The organism is Malonomonas rubra (assembly GCF_003247215.1).
GTDB lineage: Bacteria > Desulfobacterota > Desulfuromonadia > Desulfuromonadales > Geopsychrobacteraceae > Malonomonas > Malonomonas rubra_A.
In genome coordinates this window covers 38,916-55,416 of sequence record NZ_QKAP01000092.1, presented here as the reverse complement: position 1 = coordinate 55,416, position 16,501 = coordinate 38,916, and the positions used below count along the sequence as shown (strand labels likewise).

The 16,501-nt window shown below is 51.5% G+C and carries 16 protein-coding genes; 3 read left to right on the top strand and 13 right to left on the bottom strand.

Translation table 11 applies throughout. From position 1 onward, the window contains the following. Nucleotides 1-201: 201 nt before the first annotated feature. Nucleotides 202-330, bottom strand: a complete 129-nt coding sequence (locus tag Q7J88_RS09765) for a hypothetical protein (protein ID WP_303721994.1) — start codon at nucleotides 328-330, stop codon at nucleotides 202-204. 179 nt (nucleotides 331-509) lie between these two features. On the opposite strand from Q7J88_RS09765, the gene Q7J88_RS09760 reads away from it, so the two are divergent. After that, entirely contained in the window at nucleotides 510-2,273 is a 1,764-nt protein-coding gene (locus tag Q7J88_RS09760; RefSeq protein ID WP_303721993.1) for a DEAD/DEAH box helicase, read from the top strand. Here the strand turns inward: Q7J88_RS09760 and cfa are convergent. The 9 genes from cfa to Q7J88_RS09715 all read right to left on the bottom strand — a co-directional run bounded on the left by cfa (nucleotide 2,270) and on the right by Q7J88_RS09715 (nucleotide 11,134). Next, nucleotides 2,270-3,388, bottom strand: a complete 1,119-nt coding sequence (gene cfa, locus Q7J88_RS09755; protein WP_303721992.1) for a cyclopropane fatty acyl phospholipid synthase — start codon at nucleotides 3,386-3,388, stop codon at nucleotides 2,270-2,272. The genes Q7J88_RS09760 and cfa overlap by 4 nt on opposite strands. A 171-nt stretch (nucleotides 3,389-3,559) precedes the next feature. Continuing rightward, complete coding sequence (locus Q7J88_RS09750; RefSeq protein WP_303721991.1) at nucleotides 3,560-4,591, bottom strand: succinylglutamate desuccinylase/aspartoacylase family protein; 1,032 nt, start codon at nucleotides 4,589-4,591, stop codon at nucleotides 3,560-3,562. Next, nucleotides 4,588-5,493 carry a 30S ribosomal protein S6--L-glutamate ligase gene (rimK, locus tag Q7J88_RS09745; protein WP_303721990.1) on the bottom strand — a complete coding sequence of 302 codons (906 nt, stop codon included), beginning with the start codon at nucleotides 5,491-5,493 and terminating at the stop codon, nucleotides 4,588-4,590. Before rimK ends, Q7J88_RS09750 begins: the two co-directional genes overlap by 4 nt. Nucleotides 5,494-5,516: 23 nt before the next feature. Then, a complete protein-coding gene (locus tag Q7J88_RS09740) occupies nucleotides 5,517-5,951 on the bottom strand; it encodes an ATP-dependent zinc protease (protein WP_303721989.1) in 435 nt (144 codons plus the stop codon). 227 nt (nucleotides 5,952-6,178) lie between these two features. Then, on the bottom strand, nucleotides 6,179-7,243 hold the full coding sequence (locus Q7J88_RS09735; protein ID WP_303721988.1) for a M42 family metallopeptidase: 1,065 nt from the start codon (nucleotides 7,241-7,243) through the stop codon (nucleotides 6,179-6,181). Continuing rightward, a complete protein-coding gene (locus Q7J88_RS09730) occupies nucleotides 7,244-7,900 on the bottom strand; it encodes a histidinol phosphate phosphatase domain-containing protein (protein WP_303721986.1) in 657 nt (218 codons plus the stop codon). It abuts the gene before it with no gap. 43 nt (nucleotides 7,901-7,943) lie between these two features. After that, entirely contained in the window at nucleotides 7,944-9,260 is a 1,317-nt protein-coding gene (gene miaB / locus Q7J88_RS09725) for a tRNA (N6-isopentenyl adenosine(37)-C2)-methylthiotransferase MiaB (RefSeq protein ID WP_303721984.1), read from the bottom strand. A 60-nt stretch (nucleotides 9,261-9,320) separates the two neighbouring features. After that, nucleotides 9,321-9,848: a hypothetical protein gene (locus tag Q7J88_RS09720; protein ID WP_303721983.1), complete on the bottom strand. Its 528-nt coding sequence runs from the start codon at nucleotides 9,846-9,848 to the stop codon at nucleotides 9,321-9,323. Beyond that, on the bottom strand, nucleotides 9,845-11,134 hold the full coding sequence (locus Q7J88_RS09715; RefSeq protein ID WP_303721982.1) for a M48 family metalloprotease: 1,290 nt from the start codon (nucleotides 11,132-11,134) through the stop codon (nucleotides 9,845-9,847). Before Q7J88_RS09715 ends, Q7J88_RS09720 begins: the two co-directional genes overlap by 4 nt. A 149-nt stretch (nucleotides 11,135-11,283) precedes the next feature. Here Q7J88_RS09715 and amrA point away from each other — a divergent pair, with 149 nt between their 5' ends. Then, nucleotides 11,284-11,829 carry an AmmeMemoRadiSam system protein A gene (gene amrA / locus Q7J88_RS09710; protein WP_303721981.1) on the top strand — a complete coding sequence of 182 codons (546 nt, stop codon included), beginning with the start codon at nucleotides 11,284-11,286 and terminating at the stop codon, nucleotides 11,827-11,829. Nucleotides 11,830-11,836: 7 nt separating this feature from the next. Beyond that, nucleotides 11,837-12,577 carry a methylenetetrahydrofolate reductase gene (locus Q7J88_RS09705; protein ID WP_303721980.1) on the top strand — a complete coding sequence of 247 codons (741 nt, stop codon included), beginning with the start codon at nucleotides 11,837-11,839 and terminating at the stop codon, nucleotides 12,575-12,577. Nucleotides 12,578-12,951: 374 nt separating this feature from the next. On the opposite strand, the gene Q7J88_RS09700 is transcribed toward Q7J88_RS09705, so the two are convergent. The 3 genes from Q7J88_RS09700 to Q7J88_RS09690 are packed head-to-tail and all read right to left on the bottom strand — an operon-like array spanning nucleotide 12,952 to nucleotide 16,474. Next, complete coding sequence (locus tag Q7J88_RS09700; protein WP_303721979.1) at nucleotides 12,952-13,110, bottom strand: rubredoxin; 159 nt, start codon at nucleotides 13,108-13,110, stop codon at nucleotides 12,952-12,954. 14 nt (nucleotides 13,111-13,124) lie between these two features. Continuing rightward, nucleotides 13,125-15,554: a vitamin B12 dependent-methionine synthase activation domain-containing protein gene (locus Q7J88_RS09695; protein WP_303721978.1), complete on the bottom strand. Its 2,430-nt coding sequence runs from the start codon at nucleotides 15,552-15,554 to the stop codon at nucleotides 13,125-13,127. Further along, entirely contained in the window at nucleotides 15,551-16,474 is a 924-nt protein-coding gene (locus Q7J88_RS09690) for a homocysteine S-methyltransferase family protein (RefSeq protein ID WP_303721977.1), read from the bottom strand. Before Q7J88_RS09690 ends, Q7J88_RS09695 begins: the two co-directional genes overlap by 4 nt. Nucleotides 16,475-16,501 lie beyond the last annotated feature (27 nt).

Below are 16,501 nucleotides of genomic sequence, written 5' to 3'. Positions count from 1 at the left end.
CCTGTTGATTTTTAAGCGACACAGTAAAATACCAGCGTCCTTACGTGGATTGCAGGTGTTTTGCATTGGCTGGAAATCTATCTAGCAGTCGCAAAACAACAAAGGCTCCCCTTGTAAGGAGCCTTAGCCAAGAAATATTTCTTGGCTTCAGGACGTCATTGCCGGATCACATTCAGGAATGACCGTCAATGCCGATTCATTCTAAAAGATAATCTTTTTTCGCTTCCGTACATTATTGCCAAGAGGTTTGGTTCCAACGTAAAACTCGATGATCTCCATTTCATTGGTTCCGCTTTCGAGTGAAATTTCCTGCTTCAACTCCTCACCCATCCCATATCCCCTTGTAAAAAGGATAGTCCTAGAATAATCTTAACTATCGAGGCCTTTACCATAACCCCTAAATCAAATTCATGATGAAAAAGACTAGCACTTACTGCCGATATGAGGTAGTGTTCGCATCTTTTGCTGAATTATTGTAAAAATTACGCACTCTCATCCGGTTAGGCATTATGAGCGAAACTATTGCAGCATCATTTGCAGACCTGAACCTGGCGCCTGCCATCTTTAAGGTTATTCACGAAGTCGGCTATGAAACCCCTTCGCCGATTCAAGCACAAAGTATCCCCCCCCTACTGGAGGGGCGCGACCTTCTTGGCCAGGCACAGACCGGAACCGGCAAAACGGCAGCCTTTTCTCTGCCACTGCTCAGTCGCATCAAACCGAAATTAAAGGCGCCTCAGGTGCTAGTTTTGACACCGACCCGTGAACTTGCCCTGCAAGTTGCGGAAGCAATGCAGACCTACGCCCGTCACCTGAAAAATTTTCATGTACTACCTGTCTACGGTGGCCAGAACTACACGCAACAACTCCGACAGTTGGCGAGAGGAGTACAAGTAGTCGTCGGTACTCCGGGACGTGTCCAGGATCACCTCAATCGTGGCACGTTGAAACTGGATGAGCTTTCTGCGGTTGTCATCGACGAAGCAGATGAAATGCTGAAAATGGGATTTATCGAAGAGGTCGAACAGATTCTCCAATTCGCCCCCCATGAAAGACAAACAGCTCTTTTTTCAGCCACGATGCCCAAAGAAGTTTTGGAAGTCGCTCGCAAGCATTTGCAGAATCCGGTCGAAATCCGTATCAAAAGCAAAACCTCCACAGTGGAGAAAATCAGTCAGCATTTCTGGCAGGTAAAGGGGTTACATAAACTTGATGCTTTGACCCGGATTCTAGAAGCGGAAGAGATCGAGGCGATGATCATCTTCGTTCGCACTAAGCTAGCGACTGTCGAACTGGCGGAAAAACTGGAGGCAAGGGGATTCTCAAGTGCAGCGCTGAATGGGGATATGACCCAGATGCTGCGCGAGAAAACAATCGATCGGCTCAAGGACGGTTCGCTCGATATCGTCGTTGCAACCGATGTCGCTGCCCGCGGCCTCGATGTGCCACGTATCACCCATGTAGTAAATTACGACATTCCACATGACATTGAAGCCTATATCCATCGCATCGGCAGAACCGGTCGCGCCGGACGAGAAGGAAAAGCGATCCTATTTGTCGCACCTCGGGAAAAAAGGATGCTAGCGGCCATTGAACGTGCGACCCGGCAGCCTATCAAGGCGATGGCTCTGCCGAGCCGCAAAGACATCACAGATCGGCGGATCGGCCTATTCAAAGAACAGATCGCTCGGGCGATGGAATCCCAAGATCTTGAATTCTTCGAAGAACTGATTGACCAGTACCAGAGTGAATATGAGGTTGGTCATCGGAAAATAGCAGCCACCCTCTCCTACCTGCTGCAGAAAGAACGCCCCCTGCAACCGGAAGAAAGGTTTGCTGAAGAACTACCGCCTGAAAAACCAGAGCCGAACACACAAAAGCGCCCTGCCCGGAAACTGGATAGCGAAATGCAGACTTATCGTATCGAGGTCGGCCGGGCACACGGTGTCGAACCGGGCAACATTGTCGGTGCAATTAGCAACGAAGCGAAGCTCAACAGCCGCAACATCGGCCGAATTCGACTGTTTGACCAATTCAGCCTGATCGACCTGCCGAAAGATCTTCCGGCAGAACAGCTACACAAGCTGAAAACTGTCTGGGTCTGTGACGAACAACTGCAGATCAGTGTTGACAGTGGTGAAAAACAGCCGCGTTGGGACAAAAGAAAAGAGCGTAAGGCCTTTGGCAAGGGGACCTTAGGCCGCAAGAAATCACCCGGGAAAAGTCCTCTACAGCGCCGTGGTGGCAAAAAACGTAAAACCGATAAGGCTTAACGCGGGAACCGTCGTCCCCCTGGGATACCATATCTGGACAGGACCAGCTGCCAGACCTGGTTGTCACGTGCCCTGAAGGAGGCGGCCGAGCAGCTCAAATAATAGAGCCACATCCGTCGGAAGCGCTCGTCGTAATTAGCTTTCAGTTCAGACCAAGCATGTTCGAAATTCTCCTGCCAAACCATCAGGGTCCGATCATAATCAGGCCCGAAGTTGTGCCAGTCTTCTAGCACAAAGATCCCTTCAAACGCCTTACTGATTTGCTGTGACGAGGGGATCACCCCGTTCGGAAAGATGTAACGCTCGATCCAGGGATCGGTGCGGGATGCCGGCCGGTTTCCACCGATGGTATGCAGAAGAAACAAGCCATCATCCTTTAACAACTCGGAAACTTTACAAAAATAGGTACGATAATTCTTGTGCCCGACGTGCTCGAACATGCCAACCGAGACGATCTTATCAAATTCCCCTTTCAGCTTACGATAATCCTGCAGTCTGATCTCGATCGGCAAGTTTTTACATTTTTCTCGAGCTAGTTCCGCCTGTGAGCTAGAAATAGTTACGCCAACCACCTCTACCCCGTAGCGTTCCGCCATGAACTTGGCAGTGCCCCCCCAGCCGCAACCGATATCGAGTACCTTCTCCCCAGGCTTCAAATCCAACTTGCGACATATCAGATCAAGTTTCTGCTCCTGCGCCTGATCGAGAGTTTCGGCATCCTGCCAGTAAGCACAGCTGTAGATCATCCGTTTATCGAGCATTTTCTGGTACAAATCATTGCCGGCATCATAGTGCTTTTCTCCGACCAGAAAGGCTCGTTTGGTAGTCTGTCGGTTAAACAGTTTTGCTTTAAAAGCATCAAAAGCGACCACGGCAGATTTGACTTTACTGTTTATTTTGGCACTTATCAGCCGAGTGAGCAGCTGATCAGGAGACTTCGCCTCCCACCAGCCATCCATGTAGGATTCTCCGAAACCGAGCGAACCCTGAGCCAGAACCCGCTGAAAAAACCTCGGATGCTTTACCTGAAGATCCCAAGGGCGGTTGCCATCGACGGCAACATCAGCCTGCTCAAGTAATTGCTCTACACGGCGTCGAAATGGTGCTATAGACATACAAACCTCCCACCACTAAACAGCAATGTCAGGAGGATGAAGCAAGAGAGAAAGGAGGGAATGAGCCCCTGACTTCGCTGAACTTTCAATCCATAATCTAACTAGATCAACAAATTGACCAATAATCTAAATACTTACGGCAACACTAATGAGTTGTCAAGTATGAACGTTTCAGCGCTCCAAGCTGAAATCATCCTCAGTCAAATTTGAGGTGTAATCATCGAGAGCATTCTCCGCTTCACTGGCATCCGGCACCCTGGCCAGATGAATCAAGGCATCTCCTTCGTGCGCCAGAGGCAGGTTCGACTGACCGATAACAACCCCAGTAAAAGGTGCAACGACTTCTTCGCGATCATCCCCCAAAGGATCACTGAGTATCCCGACTCGAGTTCCCTGTCTAACCAACTCGCCCAAATTCACCTTGCGGGTAAAAGTCCCACTCATCGTCGCTCTAATCCAGCTGGTTTTGTGAGTGATAATTGGCTCGACAAGCTTCTGCTTTCGCCCCTTCGGCAACATTCCGACATGCCGCATCAACCTGACGATGCCATTCAACCCGGTTCGAATGGCAGCTTCGTTGAAATAGAGCGCTTCTCCGCCTTCGTACACCAAAACTGGTTTACCGAGATCGGCAATCGCTTCGCGCAAGGATCCTTCGCGCAGTTCTGATGGCACAATGACCGGTGTGCCAAATGCCCTGGCAAGCGCGATCGTCTGCTCGTCATCCAGGCTCGCCCTCACTTGCGGCAAGTTGGATCTAAAATTTGAGCCGGTATGCAGATCTATCCCGAAATCGGAGCGTTCGGCGATTTCAGTCATAAACAGATTGGCAAGGCGACCCGCAAGCGACCCTTTCGGGGTGCCTGGAAACGAGCGATTAAGATCACGCCGATCAGGCATGTAGCGGGATCGCTGGATAAAGCCGAACGGATTGACTATCGGTACCGCCAGGAGGGTCCCTTTGATACTGGAGAGGGCCTTTACTTTCAGTAGGCGACGAATAATTTCAACACCATTAATCTCATCACCATGGACGGCGGCGCTGACAAAGATGACGGGCCCGCTTCTTTTGCCATGCACGACATGCACCGGCAAAGTGATTTCGTTGTGGGTATATAGACGTGCCATCGGCAAATCGACCGTTGCACGACTGCCCGGAGCAACCGTCTTACCACAAATTTCAAACGGACCGTTACGACTCATCCCTTCCCTCTGGTCCTGGTATTCCCCGGCCTTGCCTGTTTTTCGACGAATTGAATGATCATCCCGGCGACATCCTTTTCGGTGGCGGTTTCTATCCCTTCAAGCCCGGGAGAGGAGTTAACCTCCATCACCACCGGACCATGATTGGAACGAAGCAGATCAACGCCAGCGACGTTCAATCCCATAATTTTCGCAGCGCGGACCGCTGTCGCTCGCTCGCTCGGCGTCAAGCGAGCAACGGTGGCACTGCCACCGCGATGCAGGTTGGAACGGAACTCACCTTCCTTGCTTTGCCGCTTCATCGCCGCGACAACCTTGTCACCAATGACCAGGCAGCGCAAGTCAGCCCCTTGGGCCTCCTTGATGAATTCCTGAACAAGGATATTCTCCTTCAGCCCACGAAAGGCTTCAATAACACTCTCTGCCGCCTTGCCGGTTTCGGCCAGGACGACTCCAACCCCTTGAGTTCCTTCCAATAACTTGATCACGAGGGGTGCTCCTCCCGCTAGGCTGATCAGATCATTGGTGTACTTGGTCGAATGGGCGAAACCGGTTACCGGCAGACCAATCCCTTTTCGCGCAAGCAGCTGCAAACTGCGCAGTTTGTCCCGTGAGCGACTGATAGCCACCGACTCATTGACACTGTAAACCCCCATCATTTCAAACTGCCGGACGACCGCAGTGCCGTAAAAAGTAATCGACGCACCGATACGGGGAATGATCGCATTGTAATCAACCAGCTCTTCACCTTTATAATGGATTGTCGGGCGCTGGGTGGCGATCGTCATGTAGCAAAGCAACGGATCGATAACCCGCACCTCGTGCCCCCTCTCTTTAGCCGCCACCACTAAACGATGGGTCGAATACAACTCCGGATTTCTTGAAAGAATGGCTATTTTCATTACAACCTCTTTTTAAAACCAATTTATTCGGCGGGCTCTCGCCCAACCAGAAAAGACTTCTTCGGATTGACCAGTATCCCTCTCATCGCCGTACGTCCCAGCAACATGCGGAATTTCATGCTATCTCGATTGGTCAGGGTCATCTCGATATTCCAGCTCCGATCACCAAGCCGAGCCTCTGTTTCGATAACATAACGCATCTCTTTATGACCGCCTGAATCGCTGACCTGCCGATAATCCTTAACCGGATACTCGCAGATAACTTCAGCATCCCCACGTTTCTGCTGCGGGTGCACCCCGAAGCGCACCATCTCGATGCCATCTCTCGTGAAGGGTTCGACAAAAAACGCGTGCAGAGCAGAGGTTCGCGCTCCAGTGTCGACCTTTGCCTTGATTGCCGGAATGTTCAGTTCGGGTAGCGACATCCATTCCCGCCACCCTACAATCAGTTTATCCATTACACCTCATCTGGGTTAAAGCTTGACCTGCTCGCGGCAGTGTAACCATACTTTAGCGCAAAAAGCGCGCAATAATAGAGCCAACAAGCTAAAAAGAAAAGTAAAAACACGCTACTAAAAGAGTTTTTTACTCTCTTCCAGGCGCTCCAGGCCGCTGCTTCTCGTGCGTAAAAACAAGAAAGCCCCACCAGAATTTGACGGGGCTTTCTTTCTGACTATTGGTTCCCTCATTGTGGAATAAAACTTTGGTCTTTATCGAGCCGCAGTGTAAAAGATGTCAGCAACTTAATGGCGTTCTCCAGATCACTCAGAGAAAGAACCTCGACCGGGGTGTGCATATAGCGCAGTGGGATACCGACCAGGGCCGTCGCCACTCCGCCCCGCGAAAGCTGCATCGCGTTAGCATCGGTGCCGGTAGCACGCGGCACACCGATTACTTGCACCGGGATCTTCTCTGCTTCGGCGATCTGCATCAGCAGGTCGAACAACACCGGGTTGATGTTTGCGCCACGAGCAATCACCGGCCCCTCGCCGACCATAACCTCACCAATCCCCTGCTTTTCAACTCCGGGATAATCGGTGGCGTGGGTCACTTCGACGACAATTCCGGCATCCGGGTTGACGCCGTAGCTGCTGGTTGTGCCGCCACGCAGGCCGACCTCTTCCTGTACAGTAGAAACTGAAAAGAGTTCGGCTGTCGCACCACCCTGCTCTTTGACCCTCTTCATCACTTCAGTGACGATAAAAGAGCCCATTTTGTCATCAAAAGCACGTGAGGCAACCCGGTCCCCCTGCAGCTTTTCGACACCGACGGAAAAGGTTATCGGGTCACCGATCTTGACCAGCTTCAGCACCTGCTCCTTGTTGCTGCAACCGATATCGATGTACTGTTCTTTCAGTTTGATGACTTTTTCCCGGTCAGCCGGGTCGATCAGGTGAATCGCCTTCTTGCCGATAACCCCAGGGATAATTGTATCTGCGGCATGGATTGAAACCCGTTGTCCCGGTATCAGATGCGGATCAACGCCACCGATGGCACCAAAGTAGATAAAACCGTTGTCGTCAACATACTGCACCATGAATCCGATCTCATCACAGTGCCCGGCAAGCATCAGCTTAGGGCCACCATCCCCCTCAAGATGAGCGATCAAATTACCCATGACATCTGTGTGTATTTCATCAGCGACACCATCAAGCTGGGCACGAATGACCCGCTGCGCCGGTTGTTCATAACCAGAGGGGCTAGGGGTTTCGACCAGTTGCTTTAGAAACGCGAAATCCTTCTTTTTCATCTAGGCCTTTCCCTTCACCTTAGTGACCAGTGCTGCGGAATTTTTACGTGCCTGCTGAAACAGTTCCTCGGTCATGCCAGCACCCAATGCTACTTTACGCGCCATCTCCAGGGAAACCAGATCGCCAGGACCGTGCGCATCATTATCGATAACCACCTTGGCTCCATATTTGAGCGCCAGCTTAGCGACATGCCCATTGGTCAGCGAATGCCCTTTGCGGGTAGTAATTTCCAAGTAGACACCTTTTTCTGCCGCAAGTTTGACATCCTCTTCTGCGATCAGGCCGGGATGAGAGAGAATGTCGACGCCCGCTTCTATCGCCGCCCGGTTGGTTCCCTCCATCACCGGTTCAACGATGGTTTCCCCGTGTACAACGATGATTTCAGCACCATTGTCGCGCGCCAGCTTTGCAGTGTCAGCGATCATGTGCGGAGCGACGTGGGTCAACTCGACGCCAGCCAGCACCTGCATATTGTTCGACCTGCCGATATCATCGACGACGCCAACCAGCTTCGATAGCAGCCAGGCGATATTACTCTGATCAGCGTGATCGGTAATCGCCAGCGCCCGGTAACCAGCCACCGCGGCGCGGCGGACTAGCTCAGCAGGTACCAGTTCGCCATCACTGAAAAAGGTGTGGGTATGCAGATCGATCATATCCGTCTCCCATATGTATGATGAAACATTAAGAATTAAGGGTTTATATCAACTCACCCAGGTTCGAGTTACGGAAAACTTTAACAATCTTGACTGGCACAGTCATACCAATCAGTTCCTTTTCCCCTACGAAGTTGACAATCCGGTTCCAGGTAGTTCGACCGAACAGTTGGCCGTCCCCCTGCTTGCTTTCCCCTTCGACCAGCACCGGCAAGACTTTGTCTAGATCCTGCTGCCAAATCTCCTCACCAATCCGGTTCTGCAGGGCGCAAAGCCTCTCGAAACGTTCCTGCTTCAGCACGCTCGATTGGTCATCCTGCAATTCCGCCGCCTTGGTTCCGGAACGAGGCGAATAGAGGAAGGTGAAGGCATCAGCATAGCGCACCATCTCAACCATTTCGAGGGTGGCAAGAAAATCATCCTCAGTTTCACCAGGAAAGCCGACAATGATATCGGTAGTCAAACGGATTTCAGGGCAGACCGATTTCAAGCCCTCCACCTTGCGCAGGTAATCGGCTGCCGTGTAACCACGATTCATCAACTCGAGAATTCGATCGGAACCACTTTGCACCGGCAGGTGAATATGCTTGCACAATTTGTCGAGCCGACCAAAACAATTGATCAGCTCATCGGTCATATCCTTCGGATGCGAGGTCGCAAAACGAAGCCGCTCCAGACCAGCTACCTGATTGACCTCGTTCAGCAACTCGGCGAAAGAGAGTTCCCCATCTTCCTTTAAACCATAGGAGTTTACGTTCTGCCCCAACAGGGTCACTTCGCGAACCCCTTGCGCGACCAAGCCTTCGATTTCAGCTTTGATCTCACCACTTGGGCGACTTACTTCACGGCCACGGACATAGGGCACGATGCAGTATGAGCAAAAATTATCGCAGCCCTGCATGACCGTTACAAACCGGGTCACATTGTCGCGCACACTCCGATGTGGAAACAGGTTGAGCCGAGTTTCTCGGTCAAGAAAATCGGTGACACTGCCGCGGCGTTTTTCTTCTGCCTGCAGAACCAACTCCGGCAATCGATGTATATTGTGGGTACCGAACACCAAGTCTAGGTAAGGGACGGTTTCGAGCATCTTTTCCCCTTCCTGCTGGGCGACACAACCACCGACGCCGATGATCAATTCAGGGCGACGGTCCTTGATCGGCTTGAAACGACCAAGATGGCCGTAGACCTTGCGCTCGGCTTTGTCGCGCACCGAGCAGGTGTTCAACAGAACCAAGTCAGCTTTTTCTGCTGCATCGACCTGTGCATAACCAATCCCTTCCAACAAATCGACGATCCTCTCCGAATCGACGACATTCATTTGACATCCGAACGTTTCTAAATAAAAAGCTTTTCCCATAATTCCTAACTATCCGCTATGCAAAATTCCGCGCATCATAACGGCTGATTTTCCGGCAAGTCAAACAGATTCCTTGGTTGTGCTCGGTGTAAGTTCACACTGCAGACATTCGACCAAGTTCTGTGGCTGTTCAATGCAATGCAGGATAACCGGAGGGCGATTCCGAAGTTGCAGCCGCAGGCCGATCAGCTGAGCACCATACTTCTTTTGTTGCCAACCCTCGATCTCGTCAAGCGGGAAACTAGCGAAACGAGCCTTAAACTGGCCATCGCGAACCAACAGTCTTTGCTCGGTTACAGCATAAAAAACCTTCTCCCAACGAATTCGAGTCAGGAGTAAGTTTACCGGTCCAAACCAGAGCGAAAGCAGCACCAGCGGAACCGGGATCAGCAGCAACCACCAAGGGGAGCCATCCTTCTTGAACAGTTCATAGGCAAGCATCAGCCAGAAGCTGCTCGCTAGAAAAAGCATGGTACCAACGGCGGCCTGTTTCCAGTTGCGCCAGACAAAGCAGCGCGGCGCCGGGCGGCCTTGCCAGCGAAGCGTTTCACCAGCTGATAACGGCCACTGCCAGTCGAGTCCGTTCATTCAGAAAGCCCTTTCAGTTTAGCCGCTGCTGCTTGTCCCAACTTGCCATTGGCATCAGCCTGACTAACTGCTTGATAGAGTTCGCGCGCCTGCGCAAGATTCCCTTGTGCTTCTTCGGCTTCACCGAGCAGGTAGGCCGCTTGTACAGTCGGCATCAACTCGAGCGATTTCTTCAATTGAGAAGATGCGTCAGCAAATTTCCTGTCTTTCAGGTAAAGATAACCGAGTCCCATGCGGGACTGATAATAGTCGGGGTCTGTATTGATTGCCTTCAATAGATAACGTTTGGCCGGAATCAGGTCCTCCTTGCGTAGATAGGCCATTCCCAGAGCATTCAGCAGCAACCCGTGGGTCGGAGCATTTTGCATCGCTTGATGATAGGTCTCGATCGCCGCTTCAAGTTGGCCTTGGCTTTCCAATTTCAACGCCTGATCATATAATTCATAGGCTTCCTGTGTTTTCAGCACTGCTTCTATTGACTGCTGATAGCTGTTCCGATCGAGACCATAACCGGAACGGTCCAAATACTTCCCGGCGACATAAGTCCGGTTAGCATCGAGGCGTTCCTTAGAAAAGGGGTGGCTGCGGAACAGACCGCTCAACCAGTCAGTATTCTGTCCATTTTCAATCTTACGGTAAAAAATTTCCTGCAATTCAATCGCCCCCTGCGGGTCATATCCGGCAAGAACCATATAATCGATCCCGAGCCAATCCGACTCGCTTTCCTGGTCACGGCTGTAACGCTTATCAATTAGGTTTGCTGTGACTCCCCCGATCTGCGACGCCAAATCCCCATATTGTTCTCCCGCTGCAATTCCCGCCAGTCCGACTACCGTATCCAAAAAAGTCGAGCGCTGCATACCCTGAACACTATGTCGGGCTGTCACATGACCTATCTCATGCCCCAATACCGCCGCAAGCTGTGCTTCATCTTCCAGATTAATCAGAAGCCCGCGGGACACCCCGATGAATCCTCCGGGCAACGCAAATGCGTTGGGTGAAGAATCGTTGACGACCTTAAATGAATAATTCAATTCCGGCCGGTGGCTGCGCTTAGCGACCCGCTGCCCAACTCGATCGACATAATCGTTGACCGAATCATCCGGATAAATCCCCCCCATGGTCTGCATGGCCTGACCGAAGGATTTCTTTCCCAACAGAATTTCCTCCTCTGGGGAAACCTGCATCAAAGCCAACTCTTTCCTGCCAGTCACCGGGTTAACGGCGCAGCCGACAAGCGCTCCCAAAAGTACCAACAACCAGAAAAAACGGGTAACAGTTCTCATTTGCACTCTCCAAAAACAAACCACAGAAAAAACTCAACGCAATGACGTATACTACATTTCGATAAAAATGTTGCGTACATCCATCTCAGACACTATAAATGAACACTCTATGAAGTGACAACTTTTGCTATCAAATTGGGAGACATTAGATGCTATCAGAAAAGGACGCATCAACCCTTCTGGCCATAGCCAGAGATGCTATCATCAGCATTGTTGAAAAGCGGGATCACCTTCCACTCCCGAGAGAGGAAAAAGCCCTGAACGAGCGTTCCGGCTGCTTTGTCACCCTCAAGCAGAATGACAAACTGCGTGGATGTATAGGCAACTTTCAGAGCGAACGTCCTCTCTATATGGAAGTTGCCGAAATGGCTGTCGCATCAGCAACCAAGGATCCCCGTTTCCCGCCAATGGAAAAAGCTGAACTCGACAATTTCAGTTTGGAGCTTTCGATCTTGTCGCCGCTGGAAAAGATTGACGATGTCGAACAGATAGAAGTTGGCACCCATGGCATTTACCTGGAAAAAAACTTCAGCCGGGGCGTCTTATTGCCCCAAGTAGCGGCCCAATACGGCTGGGACCGCGTTACCTTCTTGCAACAAACCTGTCAGAAAGCGGGTCTTATGCCGGACGCCTGGCAAGAAACAGACGCTGACATCTATATCTTCAGTGCCCAAATTATAAAAGAACAGAATTAAGAAGAGCATGACTGAAATATCGATCGAACTTGTTCCCCGTAGTGAAGGTTCCCTAAAAAAAGAGCTGGAACTGATCCGTAACCATTTCCCATCCGTCGACCGCATCAATATTCCGGACATTCTCCGCTTCGACATGCGCAGCTGGCAGGGATGCATGATCGCCGGTGATGTTTTTCCGAAGACCATCCCGCACTTGCGGGCGATCGATTTCGATCCTAACAAGCCGATTCAGATTGTCGATGAACTGTGCCGTCAAGAAGTGGAAGCGGTACTGGTCATCACCGGCGACCTACCTCAGGACATGGCCCACAAATGCTATAGGACTAGCTGCCTAGAGATGATCCGCCGTCTGAAAAGAGAGTTACCACAACTCAAAGTTTATGCCGGGATGGACCCCTATCGGAACGGGATCAAAGAGGAAATCGACTATCTGAAAGCCAAGCAGGATGCCGGAGCAGAGGCGTTTTTCACCCAACCCTTCTTTGACCTGCGGCTGATGGAGATCTATCAGGGCTTCATGCGGGACTGTACTGTCTTTTGGGGGATATCTCCGGTATTGACCGAGAACAGCCAGAATTATTGGGAAAACAAGAACAACGCCGTCTTCCCACCCGATTTTGAGCCGACCTTGGAGTGGAACCGAGCGTTTGCACAAAAAGCACTCCAGTTTGCCAAAGAACATAACGACAACATCTACTTCATGCCGATTCGTACCGATATCGCCGCCTACCTGGATGGGATTCTCTAAAAGCTCTTATCGCTTAACGGATTGTGGCGATCTAACTGGATCTCCCTATTCCATTAAGCTTGGCCGTCCACTCAGTTCATCAGGGCCTTCACCAGCTTGAATTTCTGGGCATTAAAAAACTGCAAAAAACGAGTTCTGATTCGTTGCCTGCAGGTAAGGAACGACCTCTTCAGGATTTTTTTGATCGTATCTGCGATCGGTAAAGCAGTGGCAATTAATAGCCAATTCTTCAGCGAAGGCACTGTTGATCAACATGCCAGTGATCAAGATGCGAAGGAGAATCAATTTGCGCGCACGACACCTCTGTTCGAAAAAAGGATTAATTTTTATCCAACGTAGTAGAACGTTTATTTACCGTTCTTGATCTAGGTGAACTAATCGAGTGGATCAAACTGATCTTTGGAAGCATAGCAGAGCGGACAAACCCATCCTTCAGGTAGATCCTCGAAAGCGACACCCGGCATCACCCCATTCATACCGTCCCCGTTTGTCGGATCGTAGGTATAACCACAACAGGTACAGATATATCGCATCGAATACACCTCGCTCAGACAGCAAAATACTTGGCTTGTGGATGATAAACGACGATCGCCGAAGTGCTCATTTCGGGGACCATCTCGAAAGATTCTGTCAGTTTTATTCCGATCCGCTCCGCCTGTAGGAGTTCAAACAGTGGCAGGTGCGCTGACAGATCAGGACAGGCCGGATACCCGAAACCGTACCGTGACCCTTGATAGCTCTGCGCGACATAGGCAGCGATATCGGCATCGCGCTGCTGTTGAATCCCCACTTCAATACGCATCTGTTCGTGCCAATATTCGGCCAGCGCGTCTGTCAGCTCGACCCCGAGGCCATGTAACATCAGGTAGTCATGATAACTATCCACAGCAAAGAGTTCGTGGGTTCGCTCCGCAAGCATTTCACCAATGGTGACGATGAAGAAACCGACCCTGTCGCCTCCCTCCTCTGGCGTGCGAAAATAATCAGCGATACAGAGATGCGGTGCTGCGGACTGCCGCGGAAAGTTAAACTGCTTTTCTCCGGCTGCGCTTTGCACCAGCAGACTGTTTCCTTCACTGCAGCAATCGAAGTAGCCGTAAGCCACCTTCGGTTGCAGCCAGCCTCCGCTCAATACCTGCTCTTTCAAACGAGCATAAAGAGGCAATACCGTCCCCTCGGTCAGCTCGGCATACTCCTCCTTCGACATCTTGCCGCGCCGATACCCCCAACGTCCACGAAACAGTGCCGCCTGGTTCAGATAGGCAAAAAGCGGCTCTGCTGGCAGATCAGTAACGAACTGTTCGCCAAGAAAAGGTACCTTAGGCGGTTCCTGTGAGCGATCCAGCACTTCCACTTGTGGGCTAGGCCGATTACTTGGGAAAACGGCGGAATCCCAGCGAGTCGCCAGTAACTTGCCCGCCTCGAAATCGCGAATTGCCTTCAAGCCGGCGAAGGCATCGGCACAATAGACCACCGGTTTCTCATAACTCGGCACACAATCCTCAGCGACAAACTTCGGCGTCAGCGCTGCACCACCAAGCAGCACCGGTTGGGTCAGACCCGCTGCTTGGAACTGAACCATATTCTCTTTCATCAATAGCGCCGACTTTACCAGCAGACCGGAGAGACCGATGACATCAACCTGCAACTCCTTCGCCTTGGCAATAATTTCTTCAGCAGGCACCTTGATGCCGATATTGTACACCTTATAACCATTGTTGGAGAGGATGATGTCAACCAAGTTCTTGCCGATATCGTGAACATCCCCAGCAACCGTCGCCAGCAGGATGCTGGTGCGCCCTTCATCGGCAAGCTTTTCCATATATGGTTCCAGCAACGTCACTGAGTGCTTCATCACCTCAGCCGATTGCAACACGAATGGCAGTAATAACTCGCCGCGCCCGAACAGTTCACCGACCTCACGCATCGCCGGTACCAACAATCCATTGATGATGTCAAGCGGTTGCCAGCGGCCGCGAAGCTCACTCAACAAATCCTCCAACCCATCCTTATCCCCTTTGAGGAGCTTGTGTCTTATCTGCTCTTCAAGCAGGGATTCGTCCTCGCCCTCGTCGTTCTCCTCCACAGCTTGTTCGAAATGCTCGATAAATTTCATCAGCGCATCATCAGAGCGGTCGTAAAGCAAGTCGAGGCAGTAGCTACGCTCCTCATCACTGATCGCGGCATATGGCAATACCTTGGCGGCATCCACAATAGCTGTGTTTAGACCGGCAGTGACCGCTTCGTGCAAAAACACCGAATTGAGCACCTTACGGGCTGCTGGGCGCAAGCCGAAACTGATGTTACTGATCCCGAGGGTAAAATTAACCTCCGGCAGTTCCTTTCTGACCTGCTTGATGGCATTCAGCGTCTCAATCGCCGCGTTACGCATTTTTTCATCGCCTGAACCAACGGTGAAAGTGAGCAGGTCAAAGAGAATATCCTGTGGCCGCAGGCCATGTTTATCGACTGCCAGTCGGTAAATCTGCTTGGCGGTGGCGACCTTCTTTTCACAGCTCAGCGCCATCCCTTCCTCGGTGATAGTCAGGGCAACCACGGCTGCGCCGTATTTTTTTGCCAGCATACAAATTTTATCGAGAATAGCGCCGCCGTCTTCCAGATTAATGGAGTTGATGATCGCCCGCCCCGGGTAGAGCGGCAGCACCGCTGCCAGGGTCTCAGGATTGGTTGAATCGAGCATCAACGGCGACTTGCAGGAGCCGGCAAATAATTTGACCAGTCGGATCATGTCTTCCAGTTCATCACGACCGGCATAAGCGACGCAGAGGTCAAGCACTTGCGCCCCACGCGCTTCCTGATCGAGCCCCACCTTCAGACATTTTTCCCAATCTTCGGCCAGCAGAGCTTCGCGGAAGGCTTTGGAGCCGTTCGGGTTGCAACGCTCGCCTATCAACAATGGCGGAATTTCCTGATTCAGCTCAACTGCTTGGTAGAGGCTAGCAACGGACGTTTTCATCGGCTCACCTCCCTCGGCAGAGGTTTGACACAGTTCAACTTATCGGCCAGTGCCTTGATATGCGCCGGGTTGGTGCCGCAGCATCCGCCGACGATACTGACCCCCTGTTCGGTGACAAACTGATACATCTGTTCGGCGAATTCATGCGGAGTCAACGGGTAAACCGTCTGCCCATCAATCACCTCGGGAAGCCCCTGATTCGGGATACAGGAGATCCGCTGCGACCAGTGTTGACTCAAATAGCGGATATGTGAGCGCATGTCCTGCGGCCCGGTTGCGCAGTTAAGGCCAAGGGAAAAAATCGGGTACGGCTCCAGTGTGGCCAGCACTGCACCAATATCGGAGCCAACCAGCATGGTTCCCTGCTGCTCAATGGTCACAGAAACCAGTACCGGCAGTTCGAGTTTAGCCGTATCCAACACCTCAAACAGACTGACCAGCGCTGTTTTGGTCTGCAACAAGTCCTGACAGGTCTCAATGATCAGACAATCGATTCCAGCTTCCAACAATGCTTCGGCCTGTTCACGAGTCGCAGCCGCCAGTTCAGCAACCTCGATGTGCCCTAGTGACGGCAGCTTGGTGCCGGGACCAATCGAGCCGGCCACATATCGACCAGACTTTCCATTTGCTGCAGCGTGAGCATTTTCCACTGCCCGCCGGTTGATCTCTTTGACTTTGTCCTGCAAGGCATATTCTCCCAACACGATCCTGCTGGCTCCGAAGGTGTCGGTTTCGACCACCATCGCCCCGGCCTCGTACATGCTCTTATGCAGGGCAACAATAACCTCGGGGGCTGTCAGGTTGAGAATTTCGTTACAGCCCTCACAGTCATCCCAGGCAGACCTCGGAATTTCCATCTGCTGCAGGTTGGTGCCGCAGGCTCCATCGAAAATCAACAGTTCATTATCCCTTAATGTCATCTATCAACCTTTGTTCGCTATCTAGCT